This is a genomic window from Ensifer sp. ENS02 (assembly GCF_014851885.1).
GTDB classification, from domain to species: domain Bacteria; phylum Pseudomonadota; class Alphaproteobacteria; order Rhizobiales; family Rhizobiaceae; genus Ensifer; species Ensifer adhaerens.
The window spans coordinates 1-20,831 of the sequence record NZ_JACVAO010000012.1 but is presented as its reverse complement, the minus strand read 5'-3'; the positions used below and the strand labels follow the sequence as shown (position 1 = coordinate 20,831).

19 protein-coding genes and 1 pseudogene are annotated in these 20,831 nt (G+C 64.3%); 7 read left to right on the top strand and 13 right to left on the bottom strand.

Annotated features, from left to right (window positions below):
- Nucleotides 1-71 precede the first annotated feature (71 nt).
- The gene (locus tag IB262_RS24395) at nucleotides 72-644 is read right to left on the bottom strand and encodes a TetR family transcriptional regulator (protein ID WP_110818821.1); all 573 of its coding nucleotides are present in this window, start codon (nucleotides 642-644) and stop codon (nucleotides 72-74) included.
- Between the two features lie 89 nt (nucleotides 645-733).
- Between IB262_RS24395 and IB262_RS24390 the strand changes: the two genes are divergently transcribed.
- From IB262_RS24390 to IB262_RS24375, 4 genes are all read left to right on the top strand, one after another.
- Nucleotides 734-1,642: an SDR family oxidoreductase gene (locus tag IB262_RS24390; protein ID WP_113553130.1), complete on the top strand. Its 909-nt coding sequence runs from the start codon at nucleotides 734-736 to the stop codon at nucleotides 1,640-1,642.
- A gap of 122 nt (nucleotides 1,643-1,764) precedes the next feature.
- Nucleotides 1,765-2,019, top strand: coding sequence for a hypothetical protein (locus IB262_RS24385; protein ID WP_034805462.1), 255 nt, complete (start codon nucleotides 1,765-1,767; stop codon nucleotides 2,017-2,019).
- A 333-nt stretch (nucleotides 2,020-2,352) separates the two neighbouring features.
- Complete coding sequence (locus tag IB262_RS24380) at nucleotides 2,353-3,342, top strand: murein L,D-transpeptidase family protein (protein WP_060530479.1); 990 nt, start codon at nucleotides 2,353-2,355, stop codon at nucleotides 3,340-3,342.
- 83 nt (nucleotides 3,343-3,425) lie between these two features.
- Complete coding sequence (locus IB262_RS24375; RefSeq protein WP_082566580.1) at nucleotides 3,426-4,265, top strand: L,D-transpeptidase; 840 nt, start codon at nucleotides 3,426-3,428, stop codon at nucleotides 4,263-4,265.
- 48 nt (nucleotides 4,266-4,313) lie between these two features.
- Here the strand turns inward: IB262_RS24375 and IB262_RS24370 are convergent, their stop codons facing one another.
- Nucleotides 4,314-5,030 (bottom strand): L,D-transpeptidase, encoded by a 717-nt coding sequence (locus IB262_RS24370; protein ID WP_060530387.1) that lies wholly within the window; start codon nucleotides 5,028-5,030, stop codon nucleotides 4,314-4,316.
- A gap of 184 nt (nucleotides 5,031-5,214) precedes the next feature.
- Nucleotides 5,215-5,973 carry a L,D-transpeptidase gene (locus IB262_RS24365; RefSeq protein WP_060522069.1) on the bottom strand — a complete coding sequence of 253 codons (759 nt, stop codon included), beginning with the start codon at nucleotides 5,971-5,973 and terminating at the stop codon, nucleotides 5,215-5,217.
- Nucleotides 5,974-6,088: 115 nt separating this feature from the next.
- On the opposite strand from IB262_RS24365, the gene IB262_RS24360 reads away from it, so the two are divergent.
- Both IB262_RS24360 and IB262_RS24355 read left to right on the top strand, forming a co-directional pair.
- A complete protein-coding gene (locus IB262_RS24360; RefSeq protein WP_034805456.1) occupies nucleotides 6,089-6,751 on the top strand; it encodes a response regulator transcription factor in 663 nt (220 codons plus the stop codon).
- Nucleotides 6,751-8,124 (top strand): ATP-binding protein, encoded by a 1,374-nt coding sequence (locus tag IB262_RS24355; RefSeq protein WP_060530386.1) that lies wholly within the window; start codon nucleotides 6,751-6,753, stop codon nucleotides 8,122-8,124. The genes IB262_RS24360 and IB262_RS24355 overlap by 1 nt, the downstream gene beginning before the upstream one ends.
- Nucleotides 8,125-8,189: 65 nt before the next feature.
- Here the strand turns inward: IB262_RS24355 and IB262_RS24350 are convergent, their stop codons facing one another.
- From IB262_RS24350 to IB262_RS24305, 10 genes are all read right to left on the bottom strand, one after another.
- Nucleotides 8,190-9,860, bottom strand: coding sequence for an ABC transporter ATP-binding protein (locus tag IB262_RS24350; RefSeq protein WP_112985524.1), 1,671 nt, complete (start codon nucleotides 9,858-9,860; stop codon nucleotides 8,190-8,192).
- Nucleotides 9,857-10,801 (bottom strand): acetamidase/formamidase family protein, encoded by a 945-nt coding sequence (locus IB262_RS24345; RefSeq protein ID WP_060521920.1) that lies wholly within the window; start codon nucleotides 10,799-10,801, stop codon nucleotides 9,857-9,859. Before IB262_RS24345 ends, IB262_RS24350 begins: the two co-directional genes overlap by 4 nt.
- Before the next feature lie 60 nt (nucleotides 10,802-10,861).
- A complete protein-coding gene (locus tag IB262_RS24340) occupies nucleotides 10,862-12,481 on the bottom strand; it encodes an ABC transporter substrate-binding protein (protein ID WP_192493922.1) in 1,620 nt (539 codons plus the stop codon).
- A gap of 29 nt (nucleotides 12,482-12,510) precedes the next feature.
- Nucleotides 12,511-13,431, bottom strand: a complete 921-nt coding sequence (locus IB262_RS24335; RefSeq protein ID WP_034805440.1) for an ABC transporter permease — start codon at nucleotides 13,429-13,431, stop codon at nucleotides 12,511-12,513.
- Between the two features lies 1 nt (nucleotide 13,432).
- Entirely contained in the window at nucleotides 13,433-14,281 is an 849-nt protein-coding gene (locus IB262_RS24330) for an ABC transporter permease (protein WP_060581077.1), read from the bottom strand.
- A complete protein-coding gene (locus IB262_RS24325) occupies nucleotides 14,281-14,862 on the bottom strand; it encodes an ANTAR domain-containing protein (protein ID WP_192493921.1) in 582 nt (193 codons plus the stop codon). The genes IB262_RS24330 and IB262_RS24325 overlap by 1 nt, the downstream gene beginning before the upstream one ends.
- Entirely contained in the window at nucleotides 14,859-15,995 is a 1,137-nt protein-coding gene (locus IB262_RS24320) for a transporter substrate-binding protein (RefSeq protein ID WP_060581079.1), read from the bottom strand. Before IB262_RS24320 ends, IB262_RS24325 begins: the two co-directional genes overlap by 4 nt.
- Nucleotides 15,996-16,300: 305 nt before the next feature.
- Nucleotides 16,301-18,793, bottom strand: coding sequence for a TonB-dependent receptor (locus tag IB262_RS24315; protein ID WP_192339334.1), 2,493 nt, complete (start codon nucleotides 18,791-18,793; stop codon nucleotides 16,301-16,303).
- A gap of 94 nt (nucleotides 18,794-18,887) precedes the next feature.
- Complete coding sequence (locus IB262_RS24310; protein WP_134887890.1) at nucleotides 18,888-19,829, bottom strand: FecR family protein; 942 nt, start codon at nucleotides 19,827-19,829, stop codon at nucleotides 18,888-18,890.
- Nucleotides 19,826-20,350 (bottom strand): sigma-70 family RNA polymerase sigma factor, encoded by a 525-nt coding sequence (locus IB262_RS24305; protein WP_060522067.1) that lies wholly within the window; start codon nucleotides 20,348-20,350, stop codon nucleotides 19,826-19,828. Before IB262_RS24305 ends, IB262_RS24310 begins: the two co-directional genes overlap by 4 nt.
- Before the next feature lie 319 nt (nucleotides 20,351-20,669).
- On the opposite strand from IB262_RS24305, the pseudogene IB262_RS36020 reads away from it, so the two are divergent.
- Nucleotides 20,670-20,831: pseudogene (locus tag IB262_RS36020) on the top strand (IS110 family transposase); the annotation flags it as partial.

Sequence of the window (20,831 nt, the reverse complement as noted above, 5' to 3'; positions counted from 1 at the left end):
CCGCCGTCATCCACCGCACGGCCATCTCACGGCGATTTGACAGACCGGTGAGCACGCCACTGCCACAGTTGTCAGCCTGCCGGCCGTCTCGCAAAAGCTTCGACGAAGCGCGTCAGGCTCTGCTCGACAAAGGCCGTGACCGGCACCTGCGGGTCGAAGCTCCACCAGAGCAAGGATCCCTGCCATTGCGACGCCATCAGCAGACCGAGCCCCGGGCTCGCAGCGGGAAGGCCGGCGAGGCATTCGTCGAGCACGCCTGCGAGCACGTCGCGCCACTTTGCGCCGCGGGCACGGAGCAACGGATCGCGCAGGTCTTCCCGCAGAATCCTGAGGTCGTCGGCATAGCTGTCGATACCGCCATAATCGCCCGAGAGGCCGACGAGCAGCGCGATGGCGCCCTCCGGCGTCCGCGGTACGCTCGCCATCAGCTCCGCCGTCTGCCCGTCCAGCCCGTCCCAGGCCTGGCTGAGCGCCCGCTGGATCAGCTTCGCCTTGTTCTCGAAGCGCTGCACCAGCGTGGCGCCGGAAAGGCCCGTACGTGCAGCCAGCGCCGCGAAGGTCAGGCGATCTGGACCATCGGCCCGCATCAATGCGAAGGCGGCGGCCAGCAGCTCTTCGTCAGGCATGGTTTTTGGGCGAGGCATCTTGACTCTCATTTATAACCGAACAATCATTTATATATCACACGAGCAGGAAAACGCCAGTCGGCAAGCGGCCGCGAAGGAGAAGAATCATGACACTCGAAGGACAAGTCGCCCTCGTTGCTGGCGCGACGCGCGGCGGCGGGCGCGGCATCGCGACCGAACTTGGCGCCGCCGGCGCTACCGTTTACGTAACCGGCCGCACCACGCGGCAACAGCAATCCGATTACGGGCGTCCCGAAACGATCGAGGAAACCGCCGAGATCGTCACCAGCCTCGGCGGCAAGGGCATTCCCGCCCAGGTCGACCATCTGCAGCCGGCGCAGGTACAGGCGCTTGTCGAGCGCATCCGCAGCGAACAGGGACGGCTCGACATCCTCGTCAATGACGTCTGGGGCGGCGAGTTGCTGTTCGAGTGGAACAAGCCGGTCTGGGAGCACAATCTCGAAAACGGGTTGAAGCTCCTGCATCTCGGCGTCGATACGCACCTGATCACCGCCCACTATGCCCTGCCGCTGATGATCGAGAAGCCCGGCGGCCTCTTGGTCGAGGTGACCGACGGCACCGCCGAGTACAATGCCGAGAACTACCGGCTGTCGCCGTTCTACGACCTTGCCAAGGTTTCAGCGAACCGCATGGCCTGGGCCCACGCCAAGGACCTTTCGCCGCACGGCGCAACCGCGGTTTCGATCACGCCCGGCTGGATGCGGTCGGAGATGATGCTCGAACATTTCGAGGTCGGTGAAGACAACTGGCAGGACGCCACAAAGAACCAGCCGCACTTCGTCATTTCGGAAACGCCACGTTTCGTCGGCCGCGCCATCGCGGCGCTCGCGGCCGATCCGGACAAGGCCCGCTGGAACGGCCAGTCGCTGTCGAGCGGCGGGCTGGCGCAGGTCTACGGGTTTTCCGATCTCGACGGCTCGCGGCCCGATTGCTGGCGCTACATGCGCGAGGTGATGGAGGCGAACAAGCCGGCCGACGCAACCGGCTATCGTTAGGCGTTGCCGCCAAAACCCGTCACCGGCAAACTTGAAACGACGGGCGGCCTCCTATAGTTCGGTGTTTCGGGCAACCAAGCGCCGCCGCCCGGATGTGGCAGCGCTATCGAGTGTGATTGAACATGGCATCGCGGGATCGGTATTCGAGAAAGCTGGAATGCGCCAAATGCGGAGCCGCCGGCTTCGCCGAAGCGTCGGAAAACGACAAAGGCAAGGGCAGCAATCGCGGCTTTACCATCGACGTGATGCCCAAGGGCTTCTCGACTGAACGCACCTCTCCCGACCCCGCCAAGCACATGGTGCGCTGCCGCTGCGGCAACGTCTTTGCCTTCAAGCAGAAGACCGTCTATGCGCCCGGCAGTGAGCCGCGGGACTGACGCAGCGGGACTTTTCCGGCGCCCGCGTTGAGAAAAAATTCACCATCTTGTCTCAACATCGACCCAATCGGCGGTCAGCTATGGCAGCGCGCGTTCAAAAATTTTTGATCGCGAGCACCAGGGACAAAGGCTTGCAGCCAGGGCTGTCACCGCTTAATCGCTGAACTTGAGGCTGAACCGAACTGCGTCGAACGCAACCGGCCGGCACACACGCCACACGAAGGACGCTTGGTGGCGGAAGCATTTCCAGGAGCCCGCATGCGGCGCGAGACGATCAAGAGCCCTTCTTCCGAGACACCTCAGGCCGGCAGGATATTCGCGCAGGTGCGACGGATGCGGCATGCCTTGGCGATCGGCGCGATGGCCCTGGCGCTGTCCGGCTGCATGGCGCTCGACGCCGACGACGTGCGCGAGCCACCGCCGATCCCGGCCAAGCTGATCGCCGCCATGGCCAAGAACGGCAGCAAGCCGGAAAGCCCGGTGTTGATCCGCATCTTCAAGCAGGAAAGCGAACTCGAAGTCTGGAAACAGAATAAGCAGGGCCAGTACGCGCTGCTGAAGACCTATCCCATGTGCCGCTGGTCGGGAAAGCTCGGCCCGAAGATGAAGTCGGGCGACCGCCAGGCGCCGGAGGGCTTCTACCACGTCTCCGCCGGCATGCTGAACCCGAAATCGCAATATTTCCTGTCGTTTAACCTCGGCTACCCGAACCGGCTGGAATCGGCGCTCGGCTACACCGGTGAAGCGCTGATGGTGCACGGCGCCTGCTCGTCGTCCGGCTGCTACGCCATGACCGACCAGGGTGTCGGCGAAATCTATTCCGTGGTGCAACGCGCGCTCGCCGGCGGCCAGGGCACGTTCCAGGTTCAGGCCTATCCCTTCCGCATGACGGCGGAGAACATGGCCAAGCACCGCGGCGACCCGAATTTCGACTTCTGGAAGAACATCAAGCAGGGTTACGACATCTTCGAGGCGACGAAGCGCCAGCCGAAGGTTTCGGCCTGCGGCCGCCGCTACGTCTTCAACACCGATTTCGCCGATGGCGAACCGTCCGACCCGCTTGCCGCCTGCCCGGCGGCGATCTCCACGCCCGATGCCGGACTGGTGGCACGACTGCAATCGGAGGACGCGAAGCTCGCCGGCATGATGACCAACCAGACGTCGGCGCCGCTGAACGCCTATGTCGATGGCGGCATGCATCCGAGCTTCCGGGCGCTTCTTGAGAAAAACGGTGCTGAAAAGCTGGCCGCGAAGATCTCGGGAACTAAGTACCCTATCAGCCGACCCGAAGCGGCGCTGGCGGACCCCTACGCCGGCCTGTGATCGTTCCGTCGGCTGGCGACGCACAATTGACTTAAAAGGTCGGTTGCATCGCCGGTAGCGAATAGAGGACGATCGAGGATTACATGCCTGAAAGAGAGTTCCGCCGCCGCGCCTTCCTGCAGCTTTCCGCCGGGTTGGCGGCCGTTGGTCTCGCCGGCTGCGCCTCGCCGCGGCCTACTGTGACGCGCTCCTATGCGCCGGAACCGGTTCCCGAGACCAACACGTTCCTGGCCGACATGTACGGCGAGAAGCCGAACGAGCCCTACCCGCTGCCGGCCATTCCCTACGAGAAGATCGATCCGCGCTTCTACCGCCAGATGGTCGCCGATCCGACCGGCGAAAAGCCGGGAACGCTGGTCGTCGACGTCGGCAGCCACTTTCTCTATAGGGTCTATGAAGGCGGCCAGGCGATGCGCTACGGCGTCGGCCTCGGGCGTGCCGGTTTCGCCTGGGCCGGGCGCGGCGTCATCCAGTACAAGCGCGAATGGCCCCGCTGGAAGCCGCCGAACGAGATGGTGGCGCGCCAGCCCGAGCTGCAGCAATTCAGCATCGAGGCGGGCGGCATGGATCCCGGCCTAAAGAACCCGCTCGGCGCCCGCGCCATGTACATCTTCCAGAACGGCGAAGACACGCTCTACCGCATTCACGGCTCGCCGGAATGGTGGACGATCGGCAAGTCGGTGTCGTCGGGCTGCGTGCGCATGATCAACCAGGACGTCGTCGATCTCTACAACCGCGTGCCGAACGGCACGCCGATCGTCGTCACCGATCTCTCGGGCGGCGGCATGGTGCAATCGCAGCCGATGCAGGACGCGCAGCCCCTGCCGGATGGGCAACCATTGCCGGACTCCCAGCCGGTGCAGCGGTCGCCCGACTATATGCTGATGGGGCCGGACGGGCTGCCGCTTCCGCAGCCACTTTGAGGCAATCCGTCCGGCAAGGGCGCAGAAATTACGCCAGATTGTCGCCCATCACAGGACGAGCAGCGGCGTCTTGCCTCTGACGCGATCATAGAGATCGATCGCGTCCTGCTGCAGCATCCGCACGCAGCCCGCCGACGCGTTCTTGCCGATCGAGCGCCACTGCGGCGAGCCGTGGATGCGGTAAAGCGTATCCTGGCCGTCCTGGAAGATATACATGGCGCGGGCGCCGAGCGGATTGTCGAGGCCCGGATCCATGCCGCCGGCATCGATGCCGTATTTCTTGAGGTGCGGCTGGCGTGCGACCATGTCGTCGGGCACCGTCCAGCGCGGCCACTTGCGCTTCCAATGCACGACGGCACGCCCCTTCCAGGCGCGGCCGGCCGCACCAAGACCGACGCCGTAACGGATGGCGCGGCCGCCGGGCAGGACGTAGTAGAGGAACATCGTCTGGGTATCGACGACGATCGAATGGGGCGGCTCGTTGGTGGCATAGGCCACTTCCTGGCGCAGGAACTGCGGCTTGATCTCGGTGTGCTGGATGCCCGGGACGTCGTAGCCTTCGTCCTTCACCGGCGCGTAGATCCTGGCATAGTCGAAGGTCTTCGTCGGCACGCCCGCCGCATCCGCCGCCTTTTCCGGCGAGCCGCCATCACCGCCGATCGGCTCGATCAGCTTCGGTTTCGGTTCGGGTTTCGGGATCTGCGTGCAGGCGCTCAAAACAGAGCTGGCGATCACCGCGAGCAGCGACCGGCGGGACAAATTCATCGACACTGTATTCAATTCCAGGGTTGGAGATTTCGGTTGGGAGGTCCGAGGGGAGGCCCAAGGCTGTTGGGCCGAACCGTGACCGAAATGTGGTGAAAATCTTTCTTTGGCGTGGATCGCTTGCGCGAGGCGGTACTCGTTTTCGAAGTGTTGCAGAATTCCCGCGCTCGCTGCCTGCCCTCACCTAACCGATCGCCATGTCGCCCTTGGTCGGATCCGGAATGACGACGATGGTGCTACCGTCGCGGACCTGATCATGGAGGTAGACGACATCCTGATTGAGCAGGCGAATGCAGCCGGAAGAGACCGCCTTGCCGATCGAAAATGCCTCGGGACTGCCATGGATGCGGTAGAGCGTGTCCTTGCCGTCCTTATGGATATAGAGCGCGCGGGCGCCGAGCGGGTTCTTGATGCCCGGGGGCATGCCGCCATTGGCGATGCTGTAGGGCTGGAGTTTCGGCTGACGCGCGACCATCTCGTCGGGCGGCGTCCAGCGCGGCCATTTGCGCTTGTAGGCGACGATCGCCCGGCCCGACCAGGCAAAGCCCTCGCGCCCGACGCCGATGCCGTAGCGCATCGCCCGCCCGCCAGGCAGCACGTGATAGAGGTATTTCGCGGGCGTATCGACGATCAGCGTGCCGGGCCGCTCACTGGTCGGATAATCCACCTCCTGCCGCCAGAACTTCGGATCGACCTCGGCGATCTTCACCTCAGGGATCGGAAACTGCTCGTCGGGCATCGCATAGTACATCGGCGGCACCGTCCGGCCGGCTGAGGGCCGGACGGGCGTGACGGCTGCCGGCACCACCGCCGGTGTCGGGCGGGCGGTCGCGCAGCCGGTGACGATCAGCGAGGCCGCGCCGATGACAAGGCTGCGGCGGGTCAGCGTGATGCCGGTCTTGTGATCGGCCGTGGAGGAAGAAGGCTCGTGTGCTTCGGTCATATCGGGCATTCAACGATTCGATTGTTGCAATGCCGCCTCAGAGGGAAGTCCTACCTTAAGGCTGCCTTAAGGGAGCGATTAAAGGATCGCGCTCTCAGAAATGTTAGGAGTAGCGATGCGAGTCCTGATCGTCGAAGACGACGATATCCTTAGAGACGGCCTGAAGGTCGGCCTGGCGCTGGCGGGCTTCACCACCGATGCCGTCGGCACCTGCGATGCGGCCGCGACGGCGCTTGCCGCCAACGGCTTCGACGCGGTCGTGCTCGACCTGATGCTGCCCGACGGCTCCGGTCTCGACATTCTGCGGGACCTGCGCGCCAGGCAGAGCGACATTCCGGTGCTGCTGTTGACCGCACGCGACACCGTGCGCGATCGCGTCGCCGGCCTCGACACTGGCGCCGACGACTATCTCGGCAAACCCTTCGACCTCGACGAGGTCGCCGCCAGGCTTCGGGCGCTGGCGCGACGCTCCAGCGGCCGGGCGAGCGCCGCGCTGGAATGGTCGACGCTCAGGCTCGATCCGGCCAGGCAATCGGTGGAACAGGCGGGCAAGCCGGTGCAACTCTCGCGGCGCGAATATTCCATCCTGCATACGCTGATGTCGCACCCGGGGGTGATCTTCTCCAAGACCAAGCTGGAAGACAAACTCTACGGCTGGCAGGAGGAAATCGAGAGCAACGCCGTGGAGGTGCACATCCACCATCTGCGCAACAAGCTCGGCCCGGGACTGATCGAAACCATCCGGGGCATCGGCTACCGGCTGGGCGGAGCCGGCTGATGCAATCGCTGCGCGCCCGGCTTTTCGCCATCCTCCTGATCACGACGGGGCTCCTGTGGCTATCGGCCACCGTCTGGATCTTCCTCAGCACCCGCGCCGAAGTCGAGCGCGTGCTCGACGCGCGGCTGATGGAGGCGGCGCGCATGGTGAATTCGCTGATCGTCAGCCCAGACATGATGAAGGAAGAAGGCGACACCCATGCCAACCGCCCGGCACAGAGCGCGATCAGGATCCCGCTGCTGGAGCACCCGCATTACGACCGGCAGCTCTCCTGCCAGATCTGGTCGCTGGACGGAACTCTGATCGGCAAGTCGGACAGCGCGCCCGACACAACGCTTGCGCCCCACGCCATGGGCTTTTCCGAAACCGTCATCAACGGCGAGACCTGGCGTGTCTTTGCGGTGGAGAATGCGAGCCTCGGCGTGCGCGTTCTCGTCGGTGACAACCTGCGCATCCGCGACCGGCTGGTCAACGACCTGGTCAAGGGGCTGTTGCTGCCGGCGCTGCTGATCATTCCGCTTCTGGCCGTGCTGATCTGGCTCTGCGTCGGGCGGGGCCTCGCGCCGCTGCGCAAGCTTGCCGGCGACCTTGCCGCGCGTGAAGCCTCCGACCTGCACGCGATCGAGGACACCGGCACGACGCGCGAGATCAGCCCGGTCTTGAAGTCGCTGAACGGCCTTTTTGCCCGTGTCGCCGGCGCCCGCGAGCGCGAGCAGAATTTCATCGCGTTTGCCGCCCACGAGTTGCGTACGCCGCTGGCGGGCCTCAAGACGCAGGCGCAGGTGGCGCTCGCCAGCGACGACGGCGAAATCCGCGAGAAGGCGCTCGGCCAGATCGTCGCCGGTGTCGACCGGACCGGCAAGCTGGTGCGGCAACTGCTCGATATCGCCTCGGTCGAAGCCACCGAGAGCGGCAGGCCGGCGGCCGGTTTTGATGTCGGCGAGATGCTGACAAGTCTTCGCACCGAACTCGCCGGCCAGGCGCGTCGCGTCGATGTTGTCGTCGACGGGGCGATGTCCGGTCTCAGGATCAATATGGATCCGGACCTCTTCCGGCTCGCGGCGCGCAACCTGCTCGAAAACGCCATCAACCATTCGCCACCGGGCGCAATGGTCTCTTGCCACGCCGAGATACGAGGCCAGCATCTCGCAATCGCGATCGACGACGAGGGGCCTGGCATCCCCGAGGAGGAAATGCCGCGCGTGACCGAGCGCTTCTTCCGCGGCCGGTTCAAGGCGGCGGCCGGCAGCGGGCTCGGCCTCAGCATCGTCGAGCGTGCGCTTGACCGAACCGGCGCCGAACTCGAACTGCGCAACCGACCGACCGGCGGCCTCTCGGCTCGCATCGTATTGTCGCAAGGCCTCGCGCCGTGAGCGATCGGGATTGTTTCAAACAGAGGGGATGCGGGCGGAGACCGCACGCGTTTTGTCGTCTCGCTCTAAGCGCTTTTCCGCATCGGCGGGTCCGGCAGCGGCACCGCGGCCATCAGCGCCCGGGTGTAGGCGTCCTGCGGATCCTCGAACACGGCGCGGCGCGTTCCCATCTCGACGATGCGGCCGCCGCGCATGACGGCGACCTGGTGCGACATCCGCTCGATCACAGCCATGTCGTGCGAGACGAAGAGATAGGCAAGACCCATCGTCTCCTGCAGTTCGAGCATCAGATCAAGCACGCGTGCCCGCACTGACACATCGAGCGCGGCCACGCTTTCATCCGCGACAATAAGCTTCGGATTGACCGCCAGCGCGCGGGCAATGCAGATGCGCTGCCGCTGTCCCCCGGAGAACTCGTGCGGATAGCGGCTGGCGGCATCGGGCCCAAGCCCGACACGGCGCAACAGATCGGCGACGCGATCCGTGCGTTCGCTGCGATTGCCGATGCCATGGATGAGCAGCGGCTCGGCGATCGCCGCCCCGACCGCCATGCGCGGGTCGAGCGAGGCATAGGGATCCTGAAAGATCATCTGCGCGGAGCGGCGCACGGGCCGCATCTGGCGTTGCGACAGCGCGCCGATCTGCTGGCCGTCGATCGCCACATCGCCATCGAATGGAATGAGGCCGAGTACCGCCTTGCCGGTGGTCGACTTGCCCGATCCGCTTTCGCCGACGAGCCCCAGCGTCTCACCGGGGAAGATGTCGAAGGAAACGTCGCTGACGGCGGCGGCCAGCTTCTTTCCGCCCAACAGTCCGCTGGGCTTTTTTCCGTAGTGGACAGCGAGGTCACGCACGGACAGGACCGGGCTCGCCGTCCGCGGGACCGGTGCCGCAGCCGTTGCGGCGATGCGCGGCGGGCCGTCGGTGCCGGCATGCGCGCCCAGCCTCGGTACGGCCGCCAATAGCTCCTGCGTGTAGCGCTCGCGCGGCGAGCGGAAGATCGGCAGCACGTCGCCCTGCTCGACGATGCGGCCCTGCTGCATGATGACCACGCGATCCGCCATCTGCGCGACCACGCCCATGTCATGGGTGATCAGCACGATCGAAGCGCCGAATTCCCGCTTCAGTTCCTTCATCAGCGTCAGGATCTGCGCCTGCACGGTAACGTCGAGTGCCGTCGTCGGCTCGTCGGCGATCAGCACCTTGGGTCGGCACGAGAGTGCCATCGCGATCATCACGCGCTGCCGCATGCCGCCGGAAAGCTCGTGCGGATATTGCGTCATGCGCCGCGCCGGCTCGGTGATGTGCACCGCATCCAGCATGCGCAGGGCGACGGCACTCGCCGTTCCCCCCTCGGAACCCTGATGTTCGCGAATGGCCTCGGTCAGTTGCTCGCCGATCGACATCACGGGATTGAGCGATGTCATTGGCTCCTGAAAGACCATCGCGACATCGCCGCCGCGCACGCTGCGCATCGCACTGTTGGAGAGCTTCGAGAGTTCGCGCCCTTCGAGCTTGATGCTGCCGGAGGCGATCCGCAGCGAGGCTTTCGGCAGGAGCCCCATGACAGCAAGCGAAGTCACGGATTTGCCCGAGCCGCTCTCGCCGGCAATGCACAGCGTTTCGCCGCTCATGAGGTTGAAGCTGACGGCATCAAGGACCCTTCGCGGCCCTTGCGGCGTCAACGCATCGACGCAGAGGCCATCGATGCCGAGCACGGGTGCTGCCGTTGTCACGAAAAGACGATCCTCGGGAAGTAGAAGGAAACGACCCAGTTCGGAGCGTCGACGATCTCGCTGATGCGGAGGTCGCCGCAGACCGAGCAGAGCAGATAGGCATCGACCGGACTCAAGCCGTGTTCGGCGCCAAGCAGGTCGATCATGCGCATCAGGCTTTCGCGCGCGCCGGTCATCAGATCCGGGCCGATGCCGGTCGTCACCTCGTAACCGGCAGCATCCAGATGACGGGTCACCGGACCCGGCGTAGTGAACCGCGGGCTGGCGAGACGGGCACCCTTGACGAGCTCGATCGTGGCTTCGACCTCCATCTGGCTCTCGATCGCGGTGCCACAGACCTCGCCGTCGCCCTGGGCTGCGTGGGTGTCGCCGATGGAAAACAGCGCGCCCTCCACCTCGACCGGCAGATAGAGGGTGACGCCCGATGTGAGATCGCGAATGTCGAGATTGCCGCCGACCCGGCGCGGCGGCACCACCGAATGCAGGCCCGGTTCGGCCGGCGCGACGCCGATCGTGCCGGCGAAGGGCTTCAACGGCACGCGGCCGCCCGGTCCATAGAGCGCCGGCGCCATGGTATTCGCATCATAGGACCACATGTGCAGCGCCGGATCGGTGAACTGATCGGCGAGCAGGCCGAAGCCCGGAATGTTGGCCGTCCAGCCAACGCCCGAGGGCACGAAGCGGCGGATCGTCACCTTCAGCGCGTCGCCGGGCGCAGCACCTTCGACATAAACAGGCCCCGTCACCGGATTGATCTTCTCGAAATCGAGCGAGGCCAATGTGTCGAGCGTCGAGCCAGCGCCGAGCTGCCCGCCGGAAGAATCCAGGCATTCGAAATGGATGGTCTCACCGGGCTTGGCGATCAGCGTCGGCTCGAAGTCGCGGTTCCAGCCGAAATGATGCTTGGCGCGATGGATGGTGTGTGTGCAGGCAACGCACATGAAATCTCTCCCAAACTCATGAAGAGGCTCCCCGAAGACGACCTCCGGAGAGCCCGACGCTTATTGCTTCACGAAGATCGCGTCGTAGTTGATGACCCGGGTCGGATCGACGTAGATCTCGCCCTCGCCACCCATTCGCGGCGACTTGGCGACGACGCGGCGCTCGTTGGTGACGGGCACCCACGGCGCATCGGCCATAATGTCGGTGAAGATCTTGCCCCATTCCGCCTGACGCTCGGCCGCCTTTGCCGGATCGGACATGGAATCGGCGGCAACGGCGCGCTTGTCGAGTGCCTCGTTGCAGTACCACGACCAGTTCCAGCCGCCCTGGACCGCACCGGAGCAGCCGAGGATCGGGCCGTAGAAGTTCGACGGGTCCGGGAAGTCGGCGATCCAGGCCATACCACCCGACCAGATCATCGGCGCTTCGCCTTCGGTGCCGCCGGCGGCAATGACGTTGGCCTGGGCCAGCGCCCGCACCTCCGCCTTGATGCCGATGGCGGCCAGATCCTGCTGGATCGCCTGGGCGATGCGCGGCTGCGGGTCGGTGTTGGTCGAATAGAGCACCGTCTCGAAGCCATCGCCATGTCCGGCCTCGGCGAGCAGGGCCTTCGCCTTCTCGACGTCATAGTCATAACCGGTGAACGCCTTGTCGTAACCCGGCATCAACGGCGGCAGCGGCTGGTTGGCGGGCGTCGCGCGACCATTGAGGATGCGGGTGATACGCTCCTTGTTGATCGCCATATTGACGGCCTGACGAACCTTTACGTCGTCGAAGGGCTTCACCTTGGTGTTGAGCGTGACATAGCCGGTATGGAGCTGCTGTCCATCCACGATAATCTCGGCGCCTTCAGGCGAATTCTTGATTTCGAGGAATTTTGCCGGCGGAATACCGTCCCCGGCAATATCGACCTCCCCCTTCTGCAGTCGCAGCAGCGCCACCAGCGGCTCCTGGCCGACCTCGACCGTGAACTTGTCGATATGCGGCATGTCCTTGACGAAATAGTCGGGGTTGCGCTCGAAGGTCAGGCTCTGACCGACGGTCCAGTCCCTAAGGACGAAGGTGCCGGAGCCGACCGGCTTCTTGCCGAAGTCGCCGGCGGCAGCCTCGACCGCTTCCTTTGGCACGACCGAGGCGAAGTTGACGGCGAGCACGTGCAGGAAGGTTGCGTCCGGGCGCGACAGGTGGAAGACGACAGTCGCATCATCCGGCGCCTCAATGCCTTCAAGCGTCGCCGCCTTGCCGCCCGAGAGATCGTCGAAGCCCTTGATCGCGCCGAAGAAACCGGCGCCCGGCCCCTGCGTCTTCGGGTCGACCGCCCGTTCGATCGAATACTTCACGTCCGAGGCGACGATCTCGCGGCCGTTGGTGAATTTCACGCCCTTGCGCAGCTTGAACGTATAGGTCAGGCCATCCGGCGCGACGTCGAAGGTTTCGGCGAGCGACGGCACCAGCTCGGTGGTACCCGGCTTGTAGTCCATCAGGCGCGAGAATAGGCTCTTGATCATCGACCAGTTGACCCAGTCGTAGCCGATGGCGGGATCGAGCGTGGCGATATCGTCCTTGTAGGTGATGACGATATCTGCGCCCTGTTTCGGCGCATCCTGTGCAAGGGCCGAGAGCGGTGCTGCGAGCAGTGCCGCAGCGACGGTTGAAGTTCGAAGCCAGCTTTTGAACATTGTTGTTCCCCTTTTTGGTTGGTTTCGGATTAGCGGGCGCGGATGCGCGGATCGATGAGCGGCGCGACGAGGTCGGCAAGGAGGTTGCCAAGCACGATCGCGAGCGCCGAGACGAGCGTCACCCCCATGATGATCGGAATGTCGACCTGCTGGATCGCCTGCCAGGCGAGCTGGCCGATGCCTGGCCAGCCATAGACGGCCTCGACGACAACGACCCCGCTCATGAATTGGCCGATATCGATGCCGATCATGGCGATGACGGGTAGAAGCGCGTTCGGCAGCGCATGGCGGAAGATGATGCGGAACGAGGACAGGCCCTTGGCACGTGCGGTGCGCACATAATCCTGGTTCAAGACGTCGATCATCGCCGAGCGCACCATGCGCGCATACCAGCCGGCACCGAGGATGCCGAGCGTCAGCGCCGGCAGGACCACATGGGCGAAGCTGCCGAAGCCGCTCATCGGGAACCAGGCGAGCGTGACCGCGAAGACATAGAGCAGCAAAAGGGCCGCAACGAATTGCGGTGCCGAGACGCCGACGAAGGATGCCATCATCACGAGCCGATCGACGAAACCGCCGCGCCGGATGGCCGCGACGACACCGAGAAACACGCCGAGCAGGACTTCGACGAAAATGCCGGCCGCCATCAGGATCAGCGTTGCCGGCAGGCGCGCCGCGATCAAGGTACCGACATCGGTCTTCTGCGCGTAGGAGCGACCGAGATCGCCCTGCACCAGCCCCTGGAGATAGCTCCAGAACTGAACGAGCAGCGGCTGGTCGAGCCCGAGTTCCCGACGAATGTTGGCGACCGTCTGCGCCGTTGCGCTGCGCCCGGCGATCATGCGCGCCGGGTCGGCGGGAAGCGCATAGAGCAACAGGAAGGTGATGGCGGCAACGCCGAGCAGGATGAGCGCGGTCTGCACGAGACGGCGCAGCAGAAGGAATGCCATCTCAGCCCCTCCCGCGTTGCGTCGGGTCGAGGATATCGCGGAGCGCATCGCCGACCAGATTGAAGGAGAGCGCGGTCAAAAGGATGACGGCGCCGGGGATGAACACCAGCCAGGGCGCGGCCTGGAAATAGCTCTGGCTCTCGAAGATGATGTTACCCCAGGAGGGTGTCGGCGGCTGGACGCCGATGCCGAGGAATGAGAGCGTCGCTTCGAGCAGCACCGTGGTTGCGATGCCGAGCGTGCCCCAGACGATCGCCGTCGGCACCAGATGCGGCAGGATGTGGTGAAACAGGATGCGCCCGTGGCCGGCACCGAGCGAGCGCTCGGCGAGGATGAAGTCGCGTTCAACCAAGCCACGGGTCTCGGTATAGACGATGCGGGCGACCTGGACCCAGTTGACGAGCGCGATCACCATGGCGACGATCCAGAGGCTTGGGCGCAGCAGTGCGGCAAGCACGATCGCCAGCAGCAGCGCCGGAAAGGCCATCATCAGATCGGTGAAGCGCATCAGTGCGTTGCCGATAAGGCCCCGCATGTAGCCCGAGAGAATGCCGATCATGAGCCCGATCGAGACGGCAACGCCATTGGCGACGAGGCCGATGACAAGCGAAGTTCGGGCGCCATAGAGCAGGCGCGAAAAGAGGTCGCGGCCGAGCGTATCGGTACCGAGCAGGAACTGAGCACTCGGCGGCAACGGCGCGCCTTCGAGCGTCAGCCCGTCGAACATCTGTTCGTCCGGGCTATAGGGGGCAACCAGCGGAGCGGCCACAGCGAGCATGACGACCAGTGCCACGACGACGAGACCGAACAGCGCCGCCGGCTGCCTGAACATGGATTTCAAAACCTGCATCAACCGGCCTCCGGCAGGGGCTCGGCACCGCCGAGGATGGAACCGGCGATCTGCTCCATCGACAGGCGCTTTTTCATCGCGCAATTGCGCAGGATTCCATAGGCTTGTTCTTCGTTGACATGGCAGGCCTGACCGATCTTCTGCACGGCGGCATGAACGAGCGGGCGCATGCGCACCCGTTCTTCGAGATGGGCGATCTTGTCGGCGACGGCGCGGCGCTCCTCGTGGATCCCAACCGCCAACACCAGGGCCGGGTAGACCGCCGACGAGGCGACCGGCTTGGCGATGATGGCCGCAACCCCCTGCCCCATCGCCCAGGCGACCCGGCCCGGTGCTTCCGAGCCGAGCAAGGCGATCAGCGGCCGTGGCGCCTGTTCGTCCTTCCAGGGCAAGAGCCCGCTCCAGCCCTGGTCAGCGTCGACGAGGATGATATGGGGCAGGTCGCGCGCATCGAGCGGCCGCCATTGTACGGTGACGTCGAAGCCGAAGAGCTTGAGCTGTCGCACGAGCCGCTCCGTCGTCTGGTCTTCGCGGTGCAGGATCGCCGCACGCCAGCCGGTGAAGTTCGGTGTTTCCCTCATGAGACGATCCGCAATTGGGGCGCCTTGCGCTTGCGCTGGCCGGTCAGATAGGGGTCGGCGGCAATTGACGGCAGCGATGTGACGATGTCGAAGCCTCCGTCGTCGCTGATGCGGCCGAGATGGAACGGCAACGCCGCATGGTGGGTCTGCGGATCGATCCTGAGCGGGCCGAGCACACTCTGATGCGCCGCTGCCGAAACAAGCTGCGTGATCGTCGCGGGATCGTCGACGCCCGCCTCGATGATCGCCTCGGCGCAAAGCTTGACGGAGGCATAGGCGCTGGCAAACAGGCTGGAGATGCGCCGCCCGGGGCCGAAGCGACTGGCAACGCGCAGCTTGAAGGCCGCATTGTCGGGCGAAACCACCGTGTCGAAATAGGAGGCGGCACAGAGCTGGCCAGTCGCGACCCCGAGGCCGATATCCGTCAACTCGCACTCCTGAAGGTCGCAGCTGACGACCGGGCAGTTTTCCGGCCGGAACCCCGGATCGCGCACGGCGAGCGCCCGGATCGCCGCGTGGAAGGCGTAGCTGGAAGGACCGACGAGATTATTGAGGATGAAGCTCGGCCGGCGCTGCTCGATTTCGGCGACGATCCGCTCGACCGCGGTTTCCTCGAGCGGCAGGTAACGCTCGCCGAGGATTGCGCCGCCGGCTTCCTCCACCAGCTCGCGCGCCAGGCGGTTCATTTCCCAGCCCCAGACATAGTTTGCGCCGATCAGATAGGGCCGGTTGCCGAAACGCGGCAGCAGATAGTCGAGCAAGGGCAGCAAATGCTGGTTCGGGCAGCCGCCCGTATAGATCACGTTGTCGTTGGCCTCGAAGCCCTCATAGGGGCACATGTACCAGAGCAGGCCGTCGTGCTTTTCGACAAGCGGAATGACCTCCTTGCGAGCGAGCGAGGTGATGGTGCCGATGATGTGGCGGCATCCGTGGTCGCGCAGCAGCGATTTGGCGCCTTCTAGATAACGGTCGATATTGGCTTCCGGATCGATGAAAACCGGCTCGATCCGGCCCGGATGGCTTGCCGCAATCTCCTCGATCGCCAGTTCCGCGCCATCGCGACAGTCGCGGCCCATCGTCCCGTAGGGCCCGGTCGTCGAATAGAGGATGCCGATCTTTACCGCGCCGCTCATGTACCCGCCAAAAGCCAAAAACCCCACGACGCCGGGCCCATCGAAGATGGGGGCATCATGGGGCGAAACTGCCCGTCGACCATCGAGGTCATGTGAATGGATTGATCATGCTCAATCTGAGAGCATGATTAAGATACGGGCAATCGACGGCTGTCAAGCAAGGATTGGCAAGCTCGCAACCTATTATACGCAACTTTACAGACAGAGGCGGGTGGAGCACCGCAATCAAGCGCCACTGCTGCGCGGAGGCGCGTAGGAGGACATTCGGCCGGCCCGCATGCCGGCCGGCCGGGTCCATGTTCCGCTCAGAACTTGCGGCTGATCGCGATCTTGAAGTTGCGGCCGGGCATCGCCGAGATCCCGTCGCTGAGATAGGGCTCGTAGTATTTGTCGAAGATATTGTCGACGGCGAGATGCACCTCGCCACCCTCCATGAAGCCTGATGTCGGCGTCCAGTCGAGGAAGAGGCCGTGCACCGCATAGCCGGCACTCGGCGGGCGCGCGTAGGTCTGTCCGCCCTGATTGTAGGGCGTGCGGTTCTGGTCGTCGACGAAGGTGCCTGTCCAGCCGAAGGCGAGGTCCTGATCCGGTACCTTGATCCCGGCCGTCGCGATCACGGTCAGGGGCGCCAGATCGTTGATATAGGTGTCCGGTCCCCAGACGTTGTTGACGGCGCCGGTCCGCTCGCCGGTCATCCAGGACACGCCGAGATCGGCGAACATACGCTCGGTCTCGTAGTGCGCCTGCCACTCGATGCCGCGGATATCGTAGGACGGCGTGTTCCAGTAAAATGGCACGTTGCCGGTAACGTCGGCGAGGTTGGCCGTGCCGAACCGGCGCGTTACCGGATTGGAGACGTGGTTGTTGTAGACCGAAATACGCGTCGACAGCATGTCGTCGGTCGTCAGCACGTCGTTGAAGCTCAAGTCGACACCAATGTTGAAGGTGCTGTTACGCTCGACCTCCAGATCACGGCTGGTGCCGGAAGCCTTGGTAAGCACGCTCTGGGTCGAATAGATTTCGTCAATGTTGGGCACCCGCATCGCATAGGCCCAGTCGGCAAAGAACCGCACCGACGGCGTGGCTTCCCATGACAGGCTGATCGCCGGCGTCACACCCTGGTGCGACACGGCGGAATAGTCGTGCCCGGCCAGCGGATTGTTGAACCGCGGCGCCTCGTTCGGCACGCCCTTCGAGCGCACATGGTCGTAGCGCAGGCCCGGCGTCACGGCAAACGTGTCCGTCAGTTCGATCCGATCGCGAACGAAAGCGGCAAAGGTCTTCTGCGAGCCCTCGGGCATGAACCAGGGGGCGTAGTAGCCGTAGTTGTACTGCGCCTGGGTGCGGTTGGTGATGTCATACATCCAGATGTCCCGGTCATGATCCAGGTACTGAATGCCATAGTTCAGGCTGTGCGACAGTCCGCCGAGCGTGAAGTTGGAGGTATTCTCCGCTTCGAACTTGATGTCGGTGTAGGTGGCATCGTTTTCGTAGCCGCCGACGGATGCGCTGGGGTTGAGCCCCGGAATGTCGGGCCGCTTCGCATGCTGGCTGGTCGACGAGAAGCTCCCCATCATGCGGTAGTTCACCAGGTCGCTGTCGCCCGTATAGCTATAGGTAAGCGTCGAGGTGAAATCCTCGATTTCACGCCAGGTGAGAAGCCGGCGCATCGCTTCCTTGTAGCCGTAGCGGGTGATGTTGTAGTCCGACGGCGCCGACTGGCCGCGGATGGCGGCCACGGGTCCCCAATTGTCGTTTTGGCCGTAGGCGACCGTCCCCCTGATCTCGTGGCCGTCATATGCGGCACCGACATTGGCAAGCAGGGTGGTCAGCTTCGAGTTGGAATAGTTGTAGACCTCGCCGCCGCCGACGCGCATGTCGTCGCTTTTGCGCCATGTGCCGGCCAGAAGGCCATCATAGGTGATGGGGCCGCCGAAATCCGACTTTCCGTAGAGCGCGCCGGTTTCGAGAAACTGCTTGTTGGCACTCTGGAAACCGGACTTGGCCCAGACGCCCCATTCTTCGCCGGGCCTGAGCATGTCAGCCGCGTCCTTGGTCTCCATCAGCACCGTGCCGCCGAAGCCGCCATTGCCATAGCGCACCGATGTCGCGCCCTTTTCGATCTCGACGCGCTTGAGCAGTTCCGGCTCGATGAAGACTGTGCCCTGGTCGTACTTCTCGAAATTCTTCGGCGCGCCGTCGAGGATGATCCGCACGTCAGACTGCCGGGCAAAGCCGCGGATGGCGAGCGTCTGTCCTTCGATGCGCACGCCACCGCCCATCGACACGCCGGGCGTCTTCTGCAGCAATTCCGGAAGGCTCGATGCCTGGGCCTTTTCGATGTCCTCGGCATCAAGGACCGCGATGTTCGGCGCGCGGTCACCGTCCTTGGCGTCGCCGCGGGCGACAATGGGCGCGAGCTTCGTGCCTTCGCCGTCTGCCGGCGTCGCGGCTTCCACCGCACCCATCAGCTTCACCGTCGAGCTGCCGACGAAACGATAGCGGACGCCCGTTCCGCTCAGCAACCGCGCCAGCGCCTCTTCGGCCGTCATGTCGCCGGAAAGGCCTGGCGTGGTGACCCCTGAGGCGACCGAGCTGTCGAACACCACCTGCAGCTTGAGCTGTGAGGCCAGGCGGTTGACGGCCGTCGTCAGCTTGCCCGCGGGCACGTCGACGTGATTCCGCACCGCAGCTTGCGCAAGGGCGACGGTGGTGGTGAGGGCAAACACGGTGCCTGCCATCAGCAGGCTGAGAATTCCGGATTGGCGGCGGCGGCCGGTCGTATTCCAATATGACATGATGGTTCCAGACAGAGAGATGGCCGAAAAGGCCGGGGTCTGGTTTCTGGACGAACGAGGTGCCGGTTCAGGGACACCTCGTCCTCGATTTTTTTTAGCGCAGGATCGTGACGTAGGGTCCGATCCGGGTGACCTTGACGTCGAAGGCTTCGGCAAGACCTTGCAATGCGCCGACGGGATCGGAGAGATCGAAGCTGCCGGACACCCGCCTGGCGCCGACGCTGGCATCGGCGATCAGGATCTTGCCGGGAACGTAGCGCCCGATTTCCTCGACGACGGACGCGATCGTGCGTTCCTCGAAAACCAGGCGCCCCTGCCGCCATGCCGCCGCCACGAACGGATCGACCGGCGTGACAAAGCCGAGCCGGCCGTCATGGTCGTAGCTGACCTGCTCGTTGACCGCGACGCGGCGCGGCGGCATTGCCGCGTCCGTCGCGACCGATACGGCGTGTTCGAGAACGGTGACGCTGGTGCCGTCGTCGGTGAGGTTGACGTCGAATGCCGTCCCGAGTGCCGTTGTCGTGCCGCCTCCGGCCTTAACGACAAAGGGCCGTTGGCTGTCAGCCGCGACCTGGACGAAGGCCTCGCCACGCAGCAGCACGATCCGCCGCTCGGCGGAAGTGAACTGATAGGCGACGGCCGACTGGGCGTTGAGCTGCAGTGTCGAGCCATCCTCAAGGGTAAGGATCGGCCTTTCACCCTTGCCGGCGATAACGTCCGCCTGCATCCACAGGGCGCCGTCGAGCGCAACAAAAATGCCGGCGCCGACGCTGACGATGGCCGCCAGCGCTGTTGCGGTTTTTCGCCGCGTCCCTGTCCGCTTCACCGCCCTTTGGGCGAATTCCGGTTCGCGCCGGATCAAGAGCGATGCGTCACCGATCGCCCTTTGAGCGCGCGCAAAAATCTCGGCATGGGCAGGATCCTCCGCGCGCCAGCGTTCGAAGGCGAGCTGCAACGCTTCATCGTCGGGATCACCCGTCAGGCGGACGAGCCAATCCACCGCGTGCTCGCGCATCCTCCTGTCGCGCGCCGTCACAACACCTCCTCCAACCGGTCGAGGCAATGCAGATAGGCCTTGCGCAGATGCCGGTCGACCATGTTGCGGCTGATCCCCGTGCGCATGGCGATTTCGTCCGAGGTGAGGTTGCCGATGCGGCTTGCGAGAAAGACGCGCCGCCGCTGCAGCGACATGTCCATGATCGCCCTCTTCAGGATCGCCAGCCGCCGGGGAAGATCGATGTTGGCATCAGGCGCAGCGATATCGCTGGCGACAGCCAGGGCGTCCTCTTCGCTACCGGAGAAAAGCTTGAGCTCGAAGCGGTCGCGCCGCAGCCGGTCGATACCGAGATTGGCACAGGCGCGGCGCAGAAACGCCCTGAGCGACGACTTGCCCTCAAGCGGCGTGCGCCGATCGACCAACCGAACATAAAGCTCGTGAACGACCTCGTTCGCGATTGCCGCCTGGTGACCACGCCGCCGCGTCATCGCGCAAAGCTCGTCGTAGTAGGCGACGATCGCGTCGTCGAGCATCAAATGCGAAGCTGATTTCTCTGGCATGATAGGTTTCAGGGCCGATCCGGAGCCGTCGGCAGAGCGAAGATGAGAGACAGGGCGCGGTGCAGACGAGGCAGCGCCGGCGTTCATTAGCGCGCCCGTGCGGTGCGCACAACAAATATGAGTATTGTACTCATCTTTAATTTCCGAGGCCGTCAGCAGTGCAACTAGCTCGAAAGGAGGCGTTGACCTCAGGGCTCAGAGTGAGACCCTCAGGCAGGGTTCACGCCGGTTATCAGCAAGAGCCAGATCTCCGGGCGACAAGAACCGAAAGGAGGTGGCATGAAAGAGACCGCGTCCGCTGAGAGAACGGATCACTGAGATGCAGGTGATGATTGAGGGACAGCCACGCTTCCAGCCTTTCGGCTTATCCTGTTGGGGTTTTGGAGATCTCAACACGGGAGTTGGAAGCATGACTGCGTCCTATGATTACCATATCGGCGTTGATTACCACAAATCCTATAGCCATCTGGTGGTGCAGGAC